This window comes from Enterobacter sp. NFIX58 (assembly GCF_900110475.1).
In the GTDB taxonomy this organism is placed as follows: domain Bacteria; phylum Pseudomonadota; class Gammaproteobacteria; order Enterobacterales; family Enterobacteriaceae; genus Enterobacter; species Enterobacter quasiroggenkampii.
Window position 1 is genome coordinate 245475 of record NZ_FODW01000003.1, and the last position, 18137, is coordinate 263611.

Genomic DNA, 18137 nt, shown 5'->3' on the forward strand with positions numbered 1-18137 from the left:
CTGTTATTGATGGCTTACGCTGAGTAACGGCGCACCAGCATTGACGGACGTTGCCGCCACGGTCACCACGTCGCGATACTCATCGCTGTTACTGATAATAATCGGGGTCGCCAGATCGTATCCGGCATCGATAATCGCCTGTCGGTCAAACTCCAGCAGCAGATCGCCGGGTTGCACCGTGTCACCGACCTTCACATGGGCGGTAAACGGCTTGCCGTCGAGCTTCACGGTGTCGATACCCACATGGATCAACACTTCGATTCCGCTGTTACTGAGCAGGCCGATGGCGTGTTTGGTCTGGAACAGCGAGGCCACCACGCCAGCAAACGGGGCAACCACTTTGTTATCGGAGGGAATAACCGCGGCGCCGCTGCCCAGCAGGCCGCTGGCAAAGGTGGTATCCGGCACCTGGTCGAGCGCAAGAACGGTACCGGTCATCGGTGATAGCACATCGTTTTCGCTCGCGGTGACCCCCCCTTCTGTCGCGGTGTTTCCTGGCATACCGGCGACCAGCGTCAGGCCGCAGCTCAGTACCAGCGCCACCACCGTACCGATAATGCCGCCCCACAGCGTGGCGTCCACGCCGCCCGGCGGGATCATCTGGGCGACAGTAAAGATATTGGCGAAGCCGAAAGAGTAAACGTGGGTGTCACTAAAGCCGACAATCGCTCCGCCGATAGCGCCTGCCACGCAGCCAAAAATAAACGGACGACGCAGCGGCAGGTTTACACCATACACTGCGGGTTCGGTGATACCGAAAAACCCTGCCGTCACGGATGAACCGGCCAGCATTTTCTGACGCGCATCGCGGGTACGCAGGAAAATGCCCAGTGCCGCCCCCACCTGGCCGAACACCGCAGGCAAGAGCATCGGCAGCATGGAGTCATGCCCCAGCACCGCCAGGTTGTTGATCATCAGCGGCACCAGCCCCCAGTGCAGGCCAAAAATGACGCAGACCTGCCACAGCGCGCCCATCGCCGCGCCCGCCAGCCACGGTGCCAGAACGTAAATACTCTGATAGCCGTTCGCCAGCATCTGGCTCAGCCAGGTCGCCAGCGGCCCGATAACGAGGAAAGTCAGCGGCACGGTCACGGCAAGACAGATCAGCGGCGCGAAGAAGTTTTTCATTGAGGAAGGCAGCAGCCTGGTGCTCTGCTTTTCCAGCCAGCAGCTCACCCACGCGGCGAGAATAATCGGGATCACCGACGAGCTGTAGTTGAACCAGGTGACGGGAATGCCCAAAAAGGCTTCCGACACCGCGCCCGGCTGCTGACTGGCGTTGAACGCCGCAATCATTACCGGATGGGTGAGCGCCCCGCCGATCACCATGGTAATGAATGGGTTTCCGCCGAACTTTTTCCCGGCGGTATAGCCCAGCACCAGCGGGAAGAAGAAGAACAGCGCGTCGCTGGCAGCAAACCAGATTTTATACGTGCCGCTCCCGGTCGTGAGCCAGCCGCACACCACGGCCAGCGCCAGCAGCCCTTTCAGAATACCGGACGCGGCCAGAATGCCGATAAACGGGGTAAAGATCCCGGAGACGATGTCAATCAGACGGCCGAACAGGTTACCCTTTTCACCCTTCTCTTCCACGACAGGGGCGTCATCGGTAAGACCTGCTTCATTGCGCACCGCCTGCCAGACGTCATGCACGTGGTTGCCAATCACCACCTGAAACTGGCCGCCGCTTTCGACCACCATGATCACGCCCGGATTTTTCTTGAGCCCTTCCGCATCCGCCCGTTGATTGTCTTTCAGTTTGAAGCGAAGCCGGGTTGCACAGTGCACAAGACTGACGATGTTCTCTTTTCCGCCAACGTGGCCGAGAATATCCTTCGCTAAAGCCTGGTATTCCATCTCGATTTCCTTACATCCGATGCCCGCAGGCACCTGTTGACTGAGTACAAAAAATAAAAAAACCCGAGAACGGCCTTCTGACGAAGGCCGCGCTCAGGTTTTGCCTGCGTAGTGCAGTAACAATCCTGTTTGAGGCTTAACGCCCCTCTTTTCTCACCCGCTCGATATGAATGGCGAGGAACATAATTTCTTCGGTTGTCAGCTCACGCTGATAGCTTTTGTTCAGGTGCTGTGCGATTTTCTCGGCGCATTTCCACGCCTTCGCGTAGTTGTCTTTGACTGCCGTATGCAGCGAGACATCGTCATCTTCCACCACGGTGCGGGTGAGCATCCGCTGGGCAAAAAATTTCAGGTGGGTGACAAAACGCTGATAGCTGAGCGACTCTTCGTCATACTCAAGCTGCAGCTGATACTTCACCAGCTGCAGGATCTCCTGCATCACCCGCGTCACGTGCATCACCTCCGGCATTTCGCTGTTCAGCTGCGCGGTGACCAGATGCAGGGCGATAAAACCGGCCTCATCCTCCTCCAGTTCGACGTTCAGGCGTCTGGCGATAATGGCCCGCGCCTCCTGCCCTAACTCGAACTCCTTCGGATACAGTCGTTTAATATCCCACAGCAGCACGTTTTTGATGGCCAACCCGTTCTTCTGCCGCTCAATCGCAAAGTAGCAGTGATCGGTGAGGGTGATATACAAGCTCTCCTGCAGCTTGCCCAGCCGCTGCGCCGCCAGCCCGATGATGCGGTCGCAGGTGGTCATCACCTCCAGCGGAATTTGACTCAGCAGCTCTCCGAGCCGACGCACCAGTTCATCGCTTTGTAACGCAAACACCTTTTCAACCAACGCGGTATCCAGCGCTTCACCGACGCGCTTCTGAAAGGCCAGCCCACGGCCCATCACCACCTGTTCGCGCCCGCGCTCATCCTGAACAACCACCACGTTATTATTGAGTATCTTGGCGATTTTCATCTGAACCCCAGAAACAAAAAAACCTGACCTCCGGCAGATGCCAGAAAATCAGGTTTTGCCTGCCTAAGCAGTAACAATCCAGTTCTGGCACTCTAACAGTTTCATTCGTAGCCTCAATGCGTCACGCGTCAGAAACGTGACGCGGATCGAACTTGCTACGGTGATATCAGAAGGTCACCACCGTTTTCAGCTCGGTGACCCAGGCATCCTGGGTGCGGCTGACCCCGCCGGGATGGTGCCAGTACTGAATGCCTGGCTGCAGTTCAAGCCATGACACCGGACGAAAACGGTAGTAAAACTCGCCGTTCAGGGAATGGCCCGGCACCGGGTGATACGCCGGATTGTCATAATCGCTTATGCCGCTCAGGCTGTTCAGGTAACGCTGGTTGCGGGCGTACTGGCTGCTCATATCAATCCAGGTTAAGCCAAAGCCAATCCAGTCTTCCGGTCGCGCATCAAACAGCCCGCGGTAGCGCAGCGAGGCGGCGTAAACCTGGTGCATGTAGTTACTGCTCTGATCCGCAAGGCTCATGCTGAACGAGGTACTCAACCCGCGATTCGGATCATCCTGATGCTGCGTTAGCTGCTGGTTCAGTCCGGCGTACATAAACCAGGTCCGGCTGTGCGTATCGAATCCGTCCGGGTCCGTCGCCCCCGCCCCACCCGATTTGCCGCGATAGAGATCGGTTTGCGGCGCGTTGGTAAACACCACGCCCAGGTTGTACGCGCCCGGCAGGCCGTTAATCAGCGGACGCGCTTCGATTTCAACCGGCAGTAAGATCCCTTTGCTGCCCTTCGTCGACCAGCTCCATGCATGGCTGCGGCTGGCGGCCTGCGGATTCTGCTCCATCACGCCGCCCTTCAGGGTTAGCGTCGGCGTGAGTTTATACGCAAGCGTGGTGCCCCAGGTGTGCACGTTCCAGTTGTTCCAGGTCAGCGAGTTGGCTGACTTTCCGCCGCACTGGGACAGCAGCTGGAAATCACAGGGGATAATTTGATCGAAGGTTTGTACCTTGTTCATCATCCCGATGCGCCAGGTCAGCCGCCGGTCGTCAAAGCTGCGGGCAAAGGTCAGCCAGCCCAGACGGGTAATCGACTGCCCGCCCCAGCTCTCCTGGGTCAGATCGTTGAAGTTGACGCGCGGATCCTGCACGCGTTTGGTGGTGAGATCGTCATTGTGGTTGCGGTTGACGATGTTCCCCTCAATACGCGCGTCCGGGATACCGGTCCAGCGCTCCAGATCCTGGTTGAAGGTCAGCGCGAACTGGTCAATATAGGCCACGTGGGAGTCGTGGTTATATCCACCGCCGCCGTTCCAGCCAATTTCATTCAGATATCCGAGATTATAGGTAAAACCGTTATCGTTAAGGATTTTACGTATGCCGAGCATTTCGCCGAGAACAGGCTCCGGCGGAGATTCAAACCCTAATACCGTTCCGTTCCAGTCTTGCGCCATCGACAGCGGGGATATCGCCAATAAGGCGAGCGCATAGAGTTTATTTTTATATGCCATAATAACAACCTGTGATTGAGTATTGAGTGCGTAACCGGCCGCAGGAAATTTTTCTATTTCCTGTCGAGAATTCATTTTTTAAAAAATCAGTAAAAGCGCTAAGCCAAATAACTCTCCTGCGTAAACGACAGGCAAAAAAAAACCTAAGCGCTCCACAGCGAAAATGCTGTGAAACGCTTAGGTTTTGCCTGTTAACCAGTAACAATCCTGCGTTGAAAACAGTGGCACCTTAACACCGTCGCGCCACGTTGAAAACCGGAACTGTTTTCTGTTTTAAAAAAGTGTGAGCAATTTAACGCTTATTATTTGGACTGAATCACCCGCGCAATATCAGCCGACGTCTGTAATGTACGAATCTCCTGAAATAACCCCAGCGCTTCATCGTACTCTTTGCGTAAATAACTCAGCCACTGCTTAATTCGCGCGACGTGATACAAACCGGTGTCGCCCTGCTTTTCCAGACGGCTGTATTTTTGCAGCAGCGTGACGACGTCTGCCCACGGCATCCGCGGTTCGTTATATTTCACCACCCGGCTGAGGTTAGGCACGTTCAGCGCGCCGCGGCCGATCATTACCGCATCGCAGCCGGTGGCGTTCAGACAGGCCTGCGCGCTCTCGTAGTCCCAGATTTCGCCGTTGGCGATCACTGGAATGGTGAGGCGTTTGCGGATCTCACCGATCGCCTGCCAGTTAATGCGATCGGCTTTGTAGCCATCTTCTTTGGTACGGCCATGCACCACCAGCTCGGTGGCGCCGGCCTGCTGCACCGCATCGGCGATTTCAAACTGCCGCGCATCGCTGTCCCACCCGAGGCGAACCTTAACCGTCACCGGCAAATGCGCGGGTACCGCCTCGCGCATGGCTTTCGCGCCGCGGTAAATCAGTTCAGGATCTTTCAGCAACGTCGCTCCGCCGCCGCTGCCGTTCACCAGCTTAGACGGACAGCCGCAGTTGAGATCTACCCCGTAAGAGCCCAGCTCAACCGCGCGGGCGGCGTTTTCCGCCAGCCATTCCGGATACTGGCCGAGCAGTTGAATACGCACCAGCGTGCCGGAAGAGGTCCGGCTCTGGTTGTGCAGCTCGGGGCAAAGCCGGAAGAAGGATTTTACCGGCAACAGCATATCGACCACGCGCAGGAACTCCGTCACGCAGAGATCGTAGTCGTTCACCTCGGTCAGAAGCTCGCGCACGAGGGAGTCGAGCACGCCTTCCATTGGGGCCAGTAAAACACGCATAGCAGTACCTGTGAAAAAAGACGCGCTATAGTAGCCGCTCTCTATATCGCTGGGAAGCGCTTCTATTCAGGCAGAAAGTCACCCGGCGTTGCCCCAACAATGGCGCGAAACGCCGCCGCAAATGCCGCCGGGCCGGAAAAGCCCAGCATCCAGGCCACCTGCTTTACCGGGTATCCGTTGGCAAGCAGATCCAGCGAGGCACAAATCCTTGCACGCTGTCGCCAGGCCCGGAAGCTAAAGCCGGTATCGTTGATAAACGCGCGTGAAAACGTGCGTTCAGACATCGCGGCCCGTTCCGCCAGCCTTTCCAGAGAAAGATCCCAGAGATTGTTGGCAATGATGTCACAGGCAATGCGATGTAAGCGCTCATCCACGGGAATCGGTAATTCGGCCGAGATTTGCTGAGCTTCACTGAGGATATCGAGCAGCAAAACGGCCATGCTGCGCTGACTGGCTGGCCGGTATTCCGCGCTGAACAGCCCGGCAATCAGCTCTTTGAACAACGCTGTGGCCATAATCACGTGAACCTCGTCTTTCCGCTTAAAAGGCTCGCATTGCGCTATCAGCGCCGGGCTAAACCAGACCGCGCGCAGCTCCGTTGTGGATAACACGCTGTAGGTATGCTCCTGAAAGGGAGGGATCCACAGCGCGCGCTGTGGCGGTATGACCCAGCGTTTGCTGCCGGTTTCGACCAGCATGACCCCTTTGATGGCAAACAAAAGTTGTCCCTGCGAATGCTGGTGAGGCGGATCGACTTCGCCGCGCGTATAGCGAATTGCCCCTCTTGACCATCCGATAGCATCGTCGTGAATTGGCGTTTTATCGATAACGGTTGGCATTTCACATTCCCCCCTTCCTCTTATGATGCTGCTTGTACACGTAACCAGAGAGAGACGCAATGCACATCCATTTTATTATTCATGAACATTTCGAGGCACCTGGCGCCTATGAAATCTGGGGGAAAAGTCGCGGCTGCAGTCTGAGCTACACCAGAGTGTATCAGGGCGATTCGTTACCTGAGGAACTGGAGAACATAGACCTGCTTATCATCATGGGAGGCCCGCAGTCCCCCGCCACCACGCGTGAGGAATGCCCCTGGTTTGATGCGCAGGCGGAAAAGGCACTCATCAGCCGCGCGATAGAGGCAGGTAAAACGGTGATAGGCGTTTGTCTGGGCTCGCAGCTTATCGGTGAAGCGCTGGGCGCAGCGTTTTGCCACAGCCCGGAAAAAGAGATCGGCAAATTTCCCGTCAGGCTCACAGATGCAGGCAAGGCGAACCCGCTGTTTGAGGACTTTGGCAGCGTGCTGAACGTCGGTCACTGGCATAACGATATGCCTGGGTTGACGCCGCAGGCTAAGGTTCTGGCTTACAGCGAGGGCTGTCCCCGCCAGATCGTGCAATACAGCGAACGGGTTTACGGTTTCCAGTGCCATATGGAGCTGACGCCGGAGGTGGTAGAGTTGCTGATTGAGCATTCGCAGAGTGACCTCCGCCGCGCGGGTGAATTCCGTTTTGTCGAAACGGCGGAAAAACTCCGCTCGCATGATTATCGCGAAATGAACCAGGTGCTGTTTTCTTTTCTCGATAAACTGACAGCCTGTCGCTGATACCTTCTCTGGCACGCCGTTTCGCCAGCGCAATCCCTTTCCTCTAAACTGTAGCCTGCACCGGTAAGGTGATACCGGACGTTCCATTCCGGAATGTCTGGTATGCTCAAAATTCATGATGTGATCCATGGCACATTTTTAGGTTTAATTGTATGATGAATGCGTTTCAGCAAGGACTTTCACCATGAGCAAATCATTGAACATTATCTGGCAATATCTGCGCGCATTCGCCCTGATTTACGCCTGCCTGTATGCCGGGATTTTCATCGCGTCGCTGCTGCCCATCACCATCCCCGGCAGCATTATCGGCATGCTGATCCTCTTCGTGTTGCTGGCGCTGCAAATTCTGCCCGCAAAGTGGGTCAACCCCGGCTGCTTCGTCCTCATTCGCTATATGGCGCTGCTTTTCGTGCCTATCGGCGTGGGCGTCATGCAGTATTTTGATTTGCTCAAAGCCCAGTTCGGCCCGATTGTGGTCTCCTGCGCGGTCAGTACGCTGGTGGTTTTCCTGGTGGTGAGCTGGAGTTCACATCTGGTGCATGGCGAACGTAACGTGATTGGGGAGAAAACAAAAAAATGATGGACAATATCTGGTGGTCGCTGCCGCTCACCCTGGCTGTGTTCTTCGCCGCACGTAAGCTTGCCGCGCGTTTCAAAATGCCCTTGCTGAACCCCCTGCTGGTGGCGATGGCGGTGATTATTCCGTTCCTGCTGCTCACCGGCATTCCTTACGAACGCTACTTTGCTGGCAGCAAAATCTTAAACGACCTGCTCCAACCCGCCGTCGTGGCGCTCGCCTTTCCTTTATACGAGCAGTTGCACCAGATCCGCGCCCGCTGGAAATCCATCATTACCATCTGTTTTGTGGGTAGCCTGGTGGCGATGATCACCGGTACGTCGGTGGCGCTGTTGATGGGGGCCTCGCCGCAAATTGCCGCCTCTATTCTGCCTAAATCGGTGACCACGCCTATCGCGATGGCGGTTGGGGGCAGCCTCGGCGGTATTCCGGCCATCAGCGCGATGTGCGTCATTTTCGTCGGTATTCTCGGCGCGGTGTTTGGCCACACCCTGCTGAACGCGATGCGTATTCATACTAAGGCGGCTCGGGGGCTGTCGATGGGCACCGCCTCGCACGCGCTGGGCACCGCCCGCTGCGCGGAGCTGGATTATCAGGAAGGGGCGTTTAGCTCCCTGGCACTGGTGATCTGCGGGATTATTACCTCCCTGCTGGCCCCGTTCATTTTCCCGCTTATTCTGGCGGTGATGGGCTAAAATTTGCGATGCGTCGCGCAAATTTCATTTTGATTTCATAAGTTGCATACATAATGAGAAGTGGATCACATATAAAGCCCTGACGGCTCCGTAAACTACCGATCCATTAACCTTTATGAGGCAAACGCCATGCACCCACGTTTTCAAGCTGCTTTCGCCCAGCTTGCAGAGAATTTGCAGTCAGCCCTTGCTCCCGTTCTGGCAGATGCGCACTTCCCCGCCCTGCTGACCGCGGAGCAGGTCACGATGCTGAAACAGGCAACGGGACTGGACGAAGACGCGCTGGCTTTCTCACTGCTTCCTCTGGCTGCCGCCTGCGCGCGGGCCGATCTCTCCCACTTCAACGTCGGGGCCATTGCGCGCGGCGTCAGCGGCACCTGGTACTTCGGCGGCAACATGGAGTTCCTGGGCGCAACTATGCAGCAAACCGTGCACGCCGAGCAGAGCGCTATCAGTCACGCCTGGCTGCGCGGTGAAAAAGCGCTGAGCGCCATTACCGTTAACTACACTCCGTGCGGCCACTGCCGTCAGTTTATGAACGAGCTGAACAGCGGGCTGCAGCTGCGCATCAATCTGCCAGGTCGCGCGCCGCACACGCTGGCGGATTACCTGCCTGACGCGTTTGGCCCGAAAGATCTGGAGATCAAAACCCTGCTGATGGACGAGCAGAACCACGGTTTCGCCCTGTCCGGCGATGACCTGAGCCAGGCGGCGATTGCCGCCGCCAACAAGAGCCACACGCCGTACAGCAAGTCCCCGAGCGGCGTGGCGCTGCAGTGCCGCGATGGCCGAATCTTCACCGGCAGCTATGCGGAAAACGCCGCGTTTAACCCAACGCTGCCGCCGCTGCAGGGCGCACTCAACCTGCTGAGCCTGAACGGCTATGATTATCCTGACATTCAGCGCGCGATTCTGGCTGAAATTGCCGATGCGCCGCTGATTCAGTGGGATGCCACTGCCGCAACGCTTAAAGCGCTGGGCTGTACGACGATTGACCGCGTACTGCTGGCGTAATCCTTCCGGCGGGCAGAAATGCCCGCCAGTTTGCTGAAAAACCCCTCAGTTGAGTCGCTGTTTCTTGCGCTAACCAGGCGGGTAAAGTAGCCTGAGTTAAATTTCACCTTCGGTACGAGCCATCTGCATGTTAAAGCGCGTTTTTTACAGCCTGTCTGTCCTGGTCGGCATACTGCTGTTGATCGTGCTCGGTCTCGACCGCTGGATGAGCTGGAAAACCGCCCCCTACATCTTTGATGACCTGCAGGACCTGCCCTATCGTCAGGTTGGCGTGGTGCTCGGCACCGCCAAGTATTACCGCACCGGCGTCATCAACCAGTATTACCGTTACCGCATCCAGGGCGCGCTGAATGCCTACAACAGCGGCAAGGTGAACTACCTGCTGCTGAGCGGCGATAACGCGCTGCAAAGCTACAATGAACCGGTGACGATGCGTAAGGACCTGATTGCCGCAGGCGTGGATCCAGCCGATATCGTGCTCGACTACGCCGGGTTCCGCACCCTGGACTCCATCGTGCGCACGCGCAAGGTCTTCGACACCAACGACTTCATCATCATCACCCAGCGCTTCCACTGCGAGCGTGCGCTGTTTATTGCCCTGCATATGGGTATTCAGGCGCAGTGCTATGCGGTGCCGTCGCCAAAAGATATGCTGAGCGTGCGCGTGCGCGAGTTCGGCGCCCGCTTTGGTGCCCTGGCCGATCTGTATATCTTTAAGCGCGAACCACGCTTTTTAGGCCCGCTGGTGCCGATTCCGGCGATGCACGAAGTGCCGGAAGACGCGCAGGGTTACCCGGCCGTCACGCCTGAGCAGCTGCTCGATATGCAGAAAAAAGAGAAATAGCGGAACCGCCTTTATACTTTCTTTACGCCGGGCCTGACGCTTTTTATCTCCCCTTTACGTCGGCTCTTTTAAGCTGAGTTCATTGCCGCTACGGCTTCATTGAAGAATGACTATGAACTCGATAATGAATGCGTTTTTCCTCAAAAGTCTCCGTCCGTACTTTAACTTTCCCGGCCTATCACTCCCTGGCGCACTCCATTCTGGTCTCTGGCTGGATGAAAAAATTGACGCCCTGCAGCACAACGTTGCCGTGGAAGTGGCCGATTATCTGGAACGTTACCCGCAGACGAAACATGTTGACGTTTACCTGAACGATATCAACGGCACGATGCGCGGCAAGCGCCTCTCGGTGGAGAGCATGCTGAGTCTGGAAAAAGGCTGTTATTTTCCGCTTTCCGTCTACTCAATGGATCAGAAGGGAAAAATCGCCGCCCCGCTTTATGATGAACCCGATCGGCTGTGCGTCCCGGTCGCCGGTTCTCTGCGCCCCTGTCCGCAGGATCCGGAGCACACCGCGCAGATCCTGCTGACGATGAATGACAGCGACGGTAACCCCTGCCCGCTTGAGCCGCGCGCGATACTGCAGAACGTCGTGGCCCGCTTCCACCAGCACGGCCTTTTCCCGGTCATTGCCCCGGAAATTGAGTTTTACCTGACGGGACAGGGCGAACGCGTTCCGCAAAATCAGGGCTGTTTTCACATGGATACCTCGTCGGCGCATGCGGCGCTGTTTGACGAGCTGGAACAGCTGGCGCACCTGCAGCGCATCCCGCTGTCAGGGGTTGTAGCGGAAGCCGAGTCCGGACAGTACGAATTAAACCTGAAGCACAGCCAGCGCGTCGTTGAGGTCTGTGATAACGTGCTGGCCCTGCGCCGCCTGACCCGCTATGTCGCTGAAAAGCACGGTCTTCAGGCCAACTTTATGGCTAAGCCTTTCAGCCAGCTGTCCGGCAGCGGTTTGCACATCCATTTCAGCCTGAACAACAGCCGTGGCGAAAATGTTTTTGCCTCGCCGGTGAACGCGCTGAGCAGCATGATGCGTTTGTGCATCGCGGGCCAGCTGGCGCTGATGCCCGCCTCCGTCGCCATTCTTGCGCCGGGGGTCAACGCGTTTCGTCGCCTGCGTAAAAACCTGACGGAACCCGTCTTTAACTCCTGGGGCTATAACACCCGCTCCGCCGCCTTGCGTATTCCCTGCTCGGATGACGGCAATCGTCGCATTGAGTACCGGCTGGCCGGGGCCGATGCGAATCCGTATCTGGTGGCGGCCACTATCCTGACTGGCATGCTGTACGGGCTGGAACATGTCGACGAGGGGGATCTCCCTGAGCCGCAGCATGACCAACCCGAACTGCCGCTGTTCCAGCAGGAGGCGATTGAGGCCTTTGCCCGCTGTCAGTATCTCACCGACAGCCTGGGCGACGCCTTTTCCGAACAGTGGGTTGCCTGCAAGCTTTCAGAACTCGACTGGTTTGAGCGCATTGTGACGCAGGAGGAGTCCCATCTGGCATAGGGCATAAAAAAAGCCCGCTCGGTGAGCGGGCCGGGTATGGCGAGTGACGATTACTTCTTACGGGCGTACTTCAGTGAATCCAGCGCAACCGCGAAGATAATGATGGCGCCCTTGATGATGTACTGCCAGTACGGGTTCACGCCGATGTAGGTCAACCCGTAGTTGATGACGGTGAAGATGATCACACCGGTCACCACGCCGAGCACCGTCCCCACGCCGCCGCTGAAGGAGACGCCGCCCACCACGCAGGCTGCGATCGCATCCAGTTCGTACATGAAGCCAAGGTTGTTCGTTGCAGAGCCGATACGGCCCGCTTCCAGCATCCCGCCGAAGGCGTAGAACACCCCGGACAGGGCATAGATGATGAGCAGGTTCAGGGCAACGTTTACGCCAGAGACTTTCGCTGCTTCCGGGTTACCGCCGATAGCGAAGATGTTTTTGCCAAAGCGCGTTTTGTTCCACAGGATCCAGACGAAGGCGACCGCAATCAGCGCATAGAAGGTGATGTACGACAGACGGAAGCTGCCCAGCGCGATAAACCCTTGCGTAAAGGTCGAGAAGCCGCTGTCAAAGCCCGAGATGGGCGAAGCACCGACGAAGTCGTAGTACAGGGAGTTGATACCGTAAACGATGATCATCGTACCCAGGGTGGTGATGAATGGCGTCACGTTCAGGTAGGCGATGATAATACCGTTGATCAGACCAATCACCGCACCGATGGCGCAGACAATCAGGATCACCACGAAAATCGGCATGGTGGCCATTTCCGGGAAGACCTTGTTGGCGTTTTCCATCGACTGCAGCAGGGTTGCCGCGATAACCGCCGCCAGACCTACCTGGCGACCGGCAGAAAGGTCCGTCCCCTGGGTCACGATCAGGCCCGCCACGCCCAGCGCAATGATAATACGCACGGAGGACTGGGTCAGAATGTTACTCAGGTTCAGCAGGCTTAAGAACGTAGGGTCCTGAAAAATGATGATTGCCAGCAAGACTAAAAGAACAACGTAAATACCGCCTTCTTTCAGGTAAGTGAGAAAACTTTTTTTATTTAACGCACTCATGAGGAGCCCCTGATCTTAAAGGTGCAAAGACGCAAGACGCAAAATTTCATTTTGCGTTGTCGTTTTGGTGTCAACAATACCGGCGACGAGACCATTGCTCATAACCAGAATACGGTCCGTGATCCCTAACAATTCCGGCATTTCGGAAGAAATAATAATGATCCCTTTATTCTTTTTCGCCAACTCGGCAATCAGCTGATAAATTTCAAACTTCGCACCGACGTCAATACCGCGGGTCGGCTCATCCAGCATCAGAATTTCTGGCTGGGTTAATAACCAGCGGCCGATAATGACTTTCTGCTGGTTACCGCCTGACAGCGAACCAATCTGGGTGCGGTGGCCTGGCGTTTTCACGCGCATGGAGTCAATTACCCATTGGGTATCGCTCTTCATGCGGGAGTTATCCAGCAGCCCGACTTTGTTTTTGTAATTGCGAATGTTTGAAATTAACGAGTTAAAGTTAATATCCAGATAAGCATAAATACCGGTCGAACGACGCTCTTCCGTCACCAGCGCAAAACCATTATTAATGGCTTCGTTGGCGTTGTGGTTATTGATTTTCTTACCGTGCAGCGTAATGGTGCCTTCGGCTTTCTCACGAATGCCAAACAGGGTTTCCACGATATCGGTACGCTTTGCCCCCACCAGCCCGGCAATCCCCAGGATTTCACCCTTGTGCAGGTCGAAGGAGACATCGCGAATAGACGGCTGACGCAATGAGGTCAGATTGCGCACTTCCAGAATCACTTCACCCGGCTTGTTTTCTTTGTCCGGGAAGCGCTGGTTCAGGGAACGGCCGACCATCATGGCGATGATCTTGTCCATGTCCAGCCCTTCCAGCGGCTGCGTGGCAATCCACTGGCCGTCGCGCAGGATGGTGATCTCATCGCACAGCTGGAAGATCTCTTCCATTTTGTGGGAGATGTACACAATGCCGCAGCCGCGATCTTTCAGCTTACGAATAATGGTAAAAAGGTGGTTAACCTCTTTTTCCGTTAATGACGATGTCGGTTCGTCCATGATGACGATTTTCGCATCATAGGAGAACGCTTTGGCAATTTCGATCATCTGCATCTGGGAGACGGATAATGTTCCCACGCGGGCGCGCGGATCGATATCAATATCCAGCTCGTCGAAAATCGCCTTGGTGTCGCGATACATTTTATCCTGATCGACAAAGACACCTTTGGTGGGATAACGCCCCAACCACATGTTATCCATGACTGAACGCTGCAGCACCAGGTTTAATTCCTGGTGAACCATCGAGATACCGTTTTCCAGTGCTTCTTTCGCTGAATGGAAATCGATCTCTTTCCCCTGAAAAAGAATGCTGCCAGAATCTTTTTGATAGATCCCAAAAAGGCATTTTAATAATGTTGATTTACCCGCACCGTTCTCCCCCATTAAGGCATGAATAGAGTGAGGACGCACTTTTAAATTAACATTATCGAGTGCCTTAACGCCGGGAAATGACTTGTTGATACCGCTCATTTCCAACAGGTATTCACCGGATGACTGAGTTGTTGTGCTGACCATAATTATACCTTGTTGGCCTCGCATATCGCGTTATAAAAGGGCGCAACGAATTGCGCCCAGTGGAGACAGTACCGCTTACTTATTTACCGATAAACTCAGCCAGGTTGGACTGGTCTACGCCCACGTAAGGTACGCGAACGATTTTGTTGTCAATTTTCCAGTTAGTGCCATCTGCCGCACCTTTGCCATCGGCCAGGTTTTTCGCCAGATCGAAGGTCGCTTTCGCCTGGTTGTTGGCATCGTTCAGCACGGTACCGGCCATCGCACCGGATTTAACCAGCGCCAGCGCTTCTGGCAGCGCATCCACACCGAATACCGGGATAGAGGACTTGTTGTGTGCTTTCAGCGCTTCTACCGCACCCATTGCCATCGCATCGTTGTTGGCGATAACCACTTCGATTTTGTTGGCGTTAGGGCCGGACAGCCACGCGTCCATCTTATCTTTCGCCTGAGCGGTATCCCACATCGCGGTATCTAACGCCAGCTGCTGGGTTTTCAGGCCCTTGTCGTTCAGCTCTTTGATAACGTAGGTGGTACGCGCTTCAGCATCCGGGTGGCCAGGTTCGCCTTTCAGCAGCACGAACTGAATCTGACCGTCTTTGTTCAGGTCCCAGTTCGGGTTCGCCGCCCAGTGTTTCGCGATCAGATCGCCCTGAATAATACCGGACTCTTTGGAGTCGGTACCGACGTAATACGCTTTATCGTAGCTATCCAGCGCCTTACGGGAAGGTTCTTTGTTGAAGAAGACGATCGGCACGTTCTGGCCGCGCGCTTTTTCAATAACCGTGCCTGCTGCAGCCGGGTCAACCAGGTTGATGGCCAGGGCTTTCACGCCTTTCGCCAGCAGAACGTCGATCTGGTCGTTCTGTTTGGACTGGTCATTCTGGGAGTCGTTCATCAGCAGCTGAACGTCTGGCGCTGCTTTCGCATCTTTCTCAATCGCTTTACGCACAACAGACATGAAGTTGTCGTCGTATTTATAGATGGTCACACCAATACGGGTATCCGCAGCGTGCGCTGCTGCACCAAAAAGCATGCTTGCCATTACAGCAGACAGGGTCAACACCTTCTTATTCATGGTATCTCCGGTTTTTTTTATGCAGGGTAGTTCTTGTGAATAACGAGCGGCGGGCAGATGTTAATAAAACGTTACTGACAGCCGAGGTTCACTTATAAAATTTCTCTCTTCCGTGTTCGGTAACGCTCCAGAAATGCGTTTTATTCGTTGTTTGCGGCACATTGGCTATAGTGAAAGTGAATAATCACTGTTACATAGCGTTTCAGCCCCTAAAACGCTGACATCATAGTCAGCGCCTTGTTAAGATACTGTGAATTTACTCACAGATTGAAAACGGTTACATCACCACATGTAATCAGTTAGTGATCGGAACCACAGTTTGCCGGGCCGCGACGGAGTGGCGACGCACTAAAGTCGGCATGAAACAGTGTGTTGCCCCCGGATCCAGCATGCCAGCAGCCCCCTGTAACGCCAGCTCAGTCGCCAGTTTCGCCATAGAGGCAATGGGATAACGCACGGTTGTCAGCTGCGGGTCGGTGTAACGGGCAATCGGGATATCATCGAAACCAATGAGTGATAAATGCTGTGGCACCGCAATCCCGTTATCTTTCAGCGCCGTCAGGGCGCCTGCCGCCATGCTGTCGTTATAGGCAAACACCGCAGACAGCTGCAGATTGCGGCCCAGCAGCTCTACCATCGCCGCTTCACCGCCCTGCATGTCCGGCGTGCCGGTCCCCACCCAGCTTTCGGATGGCGTAATGCCGTGCTCTTTCAGGGCGTTTTGCCACCCTTCGCGCCGCAGTTCGTCATCTTCAATCTGATGGCTGGAGGCCAGATAACCGATCCGCTGATGTCCATTGTTGATGAGCATTTTCGTGGCCATCATGGCGCCGCTAACGTTATCCAGCCCGACGCAGCGGTGGGCATAGCCGGGGACGATGCGGTTGATCAGCACCATACCCGGGATCTGCTCCATCAATCCGGTTAGCTCTTCATCGCTCAGGGCTTTTGAATGGACAATCAAGGCGTTACAGCGCTGGCGGATCAGCACTTCAATGGCATGACGTTCTTTTTCCGCCTCATGATAGCTATTGCCGATCAGGACATATTTCTGATGCTGCTGGGCGACCATATCGACCGCTTTCACCAGTGCGCCGAAAAAGGCATCTGAGACATCCATCACCACCACGCCGATGGTGTCGCTAACCTGCGTCGCAAGCGCCTGAGCATTGGCATTTGGCCGGTACCCGAGCTGGGTCACGGCCTTCATTACGGTTTCACGGGTTTCAGGGCTGACCAGCGCGCTATTGTTGAGCACGCGTGAGACGGTAGCCACAGAAACGCCCGCCTGACGGGCGACGTCACGAATGGTGATCATATTCACCATCCTTCAAAGGATTGCAGCAACTCACAGACACCCCCTGTGTTTAGCAAGGTGGCTATTTTGGCAGCGAGAGAAAGGGGACTACGTGAAGAAGCTCACAGTCATGAAAACGCTTACATCCGTTTTGTTAATGATTGTGATCCAGATCGTTATCTGGATGTATTTTTCAATGATATCCCTGAAGCACGTGCGGTTAACTGACGCCATACCCACTCCAGCGGTCCCTGGCGGAAATAGCGTAGCCAGAGCACAGAAAACGCCAGGTTTACCGCCCAGACCGGAATAACAAACGCCAGCAGCGTAAGGCGGTCGAATTTCATAAACAGGCCAAAGCGATAGAAAAGCGTGGTGCAAATCAGCGTTTGCAGGAGGTAATTGCTTAACGCCATGCGGCCCACGCAGGCGATAGCGCTGACCATCCACAGACGAGAAAGCGAGGGCCAGAAGCCGTAGATCAGCGCCGCGTAGCCGATGGTCTGAAACGGCGCGCTCAGTTCACGCGGCACCTGGAGCAGGAACGCGCACCAGCGGTAATCCCAGTGGATGTGCCACTGCACCATCACCGCCGGGAGATTAATCAGCACGCCGAGCAGCACCAGACCGGCGCCGGTGCGACGATAGTGACGCAGGCTGAATTCCCCTTTCAGCCAGCCGGTGCGCATCAGTGACGCGCCCATCAGCATCATGCCCGCCTGCTGCCAGCCGTATTGCGCGCCCAGCGCAAGGAGGTTGTCCCCCAGCATATCCGCGCGGTTGCTTATCGCTTCCGTACCGCCCTTCAGCTTCCAGAACTGCTCGTACTGCAGGTTAGCGGCATCCGGGATCCAGGCACGGTTTGTCGTCTCGCCGGAGATCATCCCCAGCAGCAACAGCACTCCCAGCCCCATGACATAGAGCATCACCCCGGTGTTGAACAGGCTTTTAACGCTGTGCGCATCGCGAATGAGGCGCCAGCAGATGAGCCCGACTAACCCATAGGCAAGAAGAATATCGCCGTCCCAGAAGAACAGGCCATGGATAAAGCCGAGGATAACCAGCAGCGTCAGGCGCGACTGGATCCAGCGCGTGCCGCGTTTGAGGAGAAGCTGCAGGCCTGCGCCAAACAGCAGGGCAAAGAGCGTGAGGAATTTGACCTGCGCAAAGAGATCGAGGATTGCCCAGGTCCAGGCATCACTGCGGGTAATGTCGCCATACCACGCGGGATTGAGATACGCCGCCTTCGGCAAACCGAAGGCGGTGATATTAAGCAGCAGGATACCGAGAATGGCGACGCCGCGAACAAAATCGAGCGTGACGTTTCGCTCCATGGTC

General features: G+C 55.7%; 15 protein-coding genes and 1 pseudogene. 6 read left to right on the top strand and 10 right to left on the bottom strand.

Annotation, left to right across the window (positions count from 1 at the left end; all coding sequences use genetic code 11):
* Window positions 1–3 precede the first annotated feature (3 nt).
* The 5 genes and pseudogenes from bglF to BMW97_RS14535 all read right to left on the bottom strand — a co-directional run.
* Window positions 4–1964: pseudogene (bglF, locus tag BMW97_RS14515) on the bottom strand (PTS beta-glucoside transporter subunit IIABC); the annotation flags it as partial.
* A gap of 29 nt (window positions 1965–1993) precedes the next feature.
* Window positions 1994–2827 (bottom strand): BglG family transcription antiterminator LicT, encoded by an 834-nt coding sequence (gene licT, locus BMW97_RS14520; RefSeq protein WP_023616723.1) that lies wholly within the window; start codon window positions 2825–2827, stop codon window positions 1994–1996.
* Between the two features lie 166 nt (window positions 2828–2993).
* Complete coding sequence (locus tag BMW97_RS14525; RefSeq protein WP_254783057.1) at window positions 2994–4283, bottom strand: carbohydrate porin; 1290 nt, start codon at window positions 4281–4283, stop codon at window positions 2994–2996.
* A gap of 359 nt (window positions 4284–4642) precedes the next feature.
* Window positions 4643–5575: a tRNA dihydrouridine(16) synthase DusC gene (dusC, locus tag BMW97_RS14530; protein WP_045908673.1), complete on the bottom strand. Its 933-nt coding sequence runs from the start codon at window positions 5573–5575 to the stop codon at window positions 4643–4645.
* Window positions 5576–5637: 62 nt separating this feature from the next.
* The gene (locus BMW97_RS14535; RefSeq protein ID WP_045908674.1) at window positions 5638–6414 is read right to left on the bottom strand and encodes an AraC family transcriptional regulator; all 777 of its coding nucleotides are present in this window, start codon (window positions 6412–6414) and stop codon (window positions 5638–5640) included.
* A gap of 59 nt (window positions 6415–6473) precedes the next feature.
* On the opposite strand from BMW97_RS14535, the gene BMW97_RS14540 reads away from it, so the two are divergent.
* The 6 genes from BMW97_RS14540 (at window position 6474) to BMW97_RS14565 (ending at window position 11827) form a co-directional block, all read left to right on the top strand.
* Complete coding sequence (locus BMW97_RS14540; protein ID WP_045908675.1) at window positions 6474–7184, top strand: type 1 glutamine amidotransferase; 711 nt, start codon at window positions 6474–6476, stop codon at window positions 7182–7184.
* A 184-nt stretch (window positions 7185–7368) separates the two neighbouring features.
* Window positions 7369–7764 carry a CidA/LrgA family protein gene (locus BMW97_RS14545; RefSeq protein ID WP_045908676.1) on the top strand — a complete coding sequence of 132 codons (396 nt, stop codon included), beginning with the start codon at window positions 7369–7371 and terminating at the stop codon, window positions 7762–7764.
* On the top strand, window positions 7761–8456 hold the full coding sequence (locus BMW97_RS14550; protein ID WP_045908677.1) for a CidB/LrgB family autolysis modulator: 696 nt from the start codon (window positions 7761–7763) through the stop codon (window positions 8454–8456). The genes BMW97_RS14545 and BMW97_RS14550 overlap by 4 nt, the downstream gene beginning before the upstream one ends.
* A 129-nt stretch (window positions 8457–8585) precedes the next feature.
* On the top strand, window positions 8586–9470 hold the full coding sequence (gene cdd / locus BMW97_RS14555; protein ID WP_045908678.1) for a cytidine deaminase: 885 nt from the start codon (window positions 8586–8588) through the stop codon (window positions 9468–9470).
* 127 nt (window positions 9471–9597) lie between these two features.
* Window positions 9598–10314: an outer membrane permeability protein SanA gene (gene sanA, locus BMW97_RS14560; RefSeq protein ID WP_008500918.1), complete on the top strand. Its 717-nt coding sequence runs from the start codon at window positions 9598–9600 to the stop codon at window positions 10312–10314.
* Window positions 10315–10438: 124 nt separating this feature from the next.
* Window positions 10439–11827, top strand: coding sequence for a glutamine synthetase family protein (locus BMW97_RS14565; protein ID WP_090392962.1), 1389 nt, complete (start codon window positions 10439–10441; stop codon window positions 11825–11827).
* Window positions 11828–11877: 50 nt separating this feature from the next.
* Here the strand turns inward: BMW97_RS14565 and mglC are convergent, their stop codons facing one another.
* The 5 genes from mglC to yeiB all read right to left on the bottom strand — a co-directional run bounded on the left by mglC (window position 11878) and on the right by yeiB (window position 18133).
* Window positions 11878–12888 carry a galactose/methyl galactoside ABC transporter permease MglC gene (gene mglC / locus BMW97_RS14570; RefSeq protein WP_008500921.1) on the bottom strand — a complete coding sequence of 337 codons (1011 nt, stop codon included), beginning with the start codon at window positions 12886–12888 and terminating at the stop codon, window positions 11878–11880.
* 15 nt (window positions 12889–12903) lie between these two features.
* Window positions 12904–14424 (bottom strand): galactose/methyl galactoside ABC transporter ATP-binding protein MglA, encoded by a 1521-nt coding sequence (gene mglA / locus BMW97_RS14575; protein ID WP_008500922.1) that lies wholly within the window; start codon window positions 14422–14424, stop codon window positions 12904–12906.
* Between the two features lie 79 nt (window positions 14425–14503).
* A complete protein-coding gene (mglB, locus tag BMW97_RS14580) occupies window positions 14504–15502 on the bottom strand; it encodes a galactose/glucose ABC transporter substrate-binding protein MglB (protein WP_008500923.1) in 999 nt (332 codons plus the stop codon).
* 295 nt (window positions 15503–15797) lie between these two features.
* Window positions 15798–16820 carry an HTH-type transcriptional regulator GalS gene (gene galS / locus BMW97_RS14585; protein WP_032675202.1) on the bottom strand — a complete coding sequence of 341 codons (1023 nt, stop codon included), beginning with the start codon at window positions 16818–16820 and terminating at the stop codon, window positions 15798–15800.
* Window positions 16821–16975: 155 nt separating this feature from the next.
* Window positions 16976–18133 carry a DUF418 domain-containing protein YeiB gene (yeiB, locus tag BMW97_RS14590; protein ID WP_090392964.1) on the bottom strand — a complete coding sequence of 386 codons (1158 nt, stop codon included), beginning with the start codon at window positions 18131–18133 and terminating at the stop codon, window positions 16976–16978.
* Window positions 18134–18137 lie beyond the last annotated feature (4 nt).

What these genes read in the sequence shown, in the direction of transcription:
- galS (WP_032675202.1), bottom strand. Translation starts at nt 16,820, where the DNA reads ATGATCACCATTCGTGACGTCGCCCGTCAGGCGGGCGTTTCTGTGGCT.
- BMW97_RS14525 (WP_254783057.1), bottom strand. Translation starts at nt 4,283, where the DNA reads ATGGCGCAAGACTGGAACGGAACGGTATTAGGGTTTGAATCTCCGCCG.
- BMW97_RS14535 (WP_045908674.1), bottom strand. Translation starts at nt 6,414, where the DNA reads ATGCCAACCGTTATCGATAAAACGCCAATTCACGACGATGCTATCGGA.
- BMW97_RS14545 (WP_045908676.1), top strand. Translation starts at nt 7,369, where the DNA reads ATGAGCAAATCATTGAACATTATCTGGCAATATCTGCGCGCATTCGCC.
- licT (WP_023616723.1), bottom strand. Translation starts at nt 2,827, where the DNA reads ATGAAAATCGCCAAGATACTCAATAATAACGTGGTGGTTGTTCAGGAT.
- BMW97_RS14550 (WP_045908677.1), top strand. Translation starts at nt 7,761, where the DNA reads ATGATGGACAATATCTGGTGGTCGCTGCCGCTCACCCTGGCTGTGTTC.
- BMW97_RS14540 (WP_045908675.1), top strand. Translation starts at nt 6,474, where the DNA reads ATGCACATCCATTTTATTATTCATGAACATTTCGAGGCACCTGGCGCC.
- BMW97_RS14565 (WP_090392962.1), top strand. Translation starts at nt 10,439, where the DNA reads ATGAATGCGTTTTTCCTCAAAAGTCTCCGTCCGTACTTTAACTTTCCC.
- mglB (WP_008500923.1), bottom strand. Translation starts at nt 15,502, where the DNA reads ATGAATAAGAAGGTGTTGACCCTGTCTGCTGTAATGGCAAGCATGCTT.
- mglA (WP_008500922.1), bottom strand. Translation starts at nt 14,424, where the DNA reads ATGGTCAGCACAACAACTCAGTCATCCGGTGAATACCTGTTGGAAATG.
- sanA (WP_008500918.1), top strand. Translation starts at nt 9,598, where the DNA reads ATGTTAAAGCGCGTTTTTTACAGCCTGTCTGTCCTGGTCGGCATACTG.
- yeiB (WP_090392964.1), bottom strand. Translation starts at nt 18,133, where the DNA reads ATGGAGCGAAACGTCACGCTCGATTTTGTTCGCGGCGTCGCCATTCTC.
- mglC (WP_008500921.1), bottom strand. Translation starts at nt 12,888, where the DNA reads ATGAGTGCGTTAAATAAAAAAAGTTTTCTCACTTACCTGAAAGAAGGC.
- cdd (WP_045908678.1), top strand. Translation starts at nt 8,586, where the DNA reads ATGCACCCACGTTTTCAAGCTGCTTTCGCCCAGCTTGCAGAGAATTTG.
- dusC (WP_045908673.1), bottom strand. Translation starts at nt 5,575, where the DNA reads ATGCGTGTTTTACTGGCCCCAATGGAAGGCGTGCTCGACTCCCTCGTG.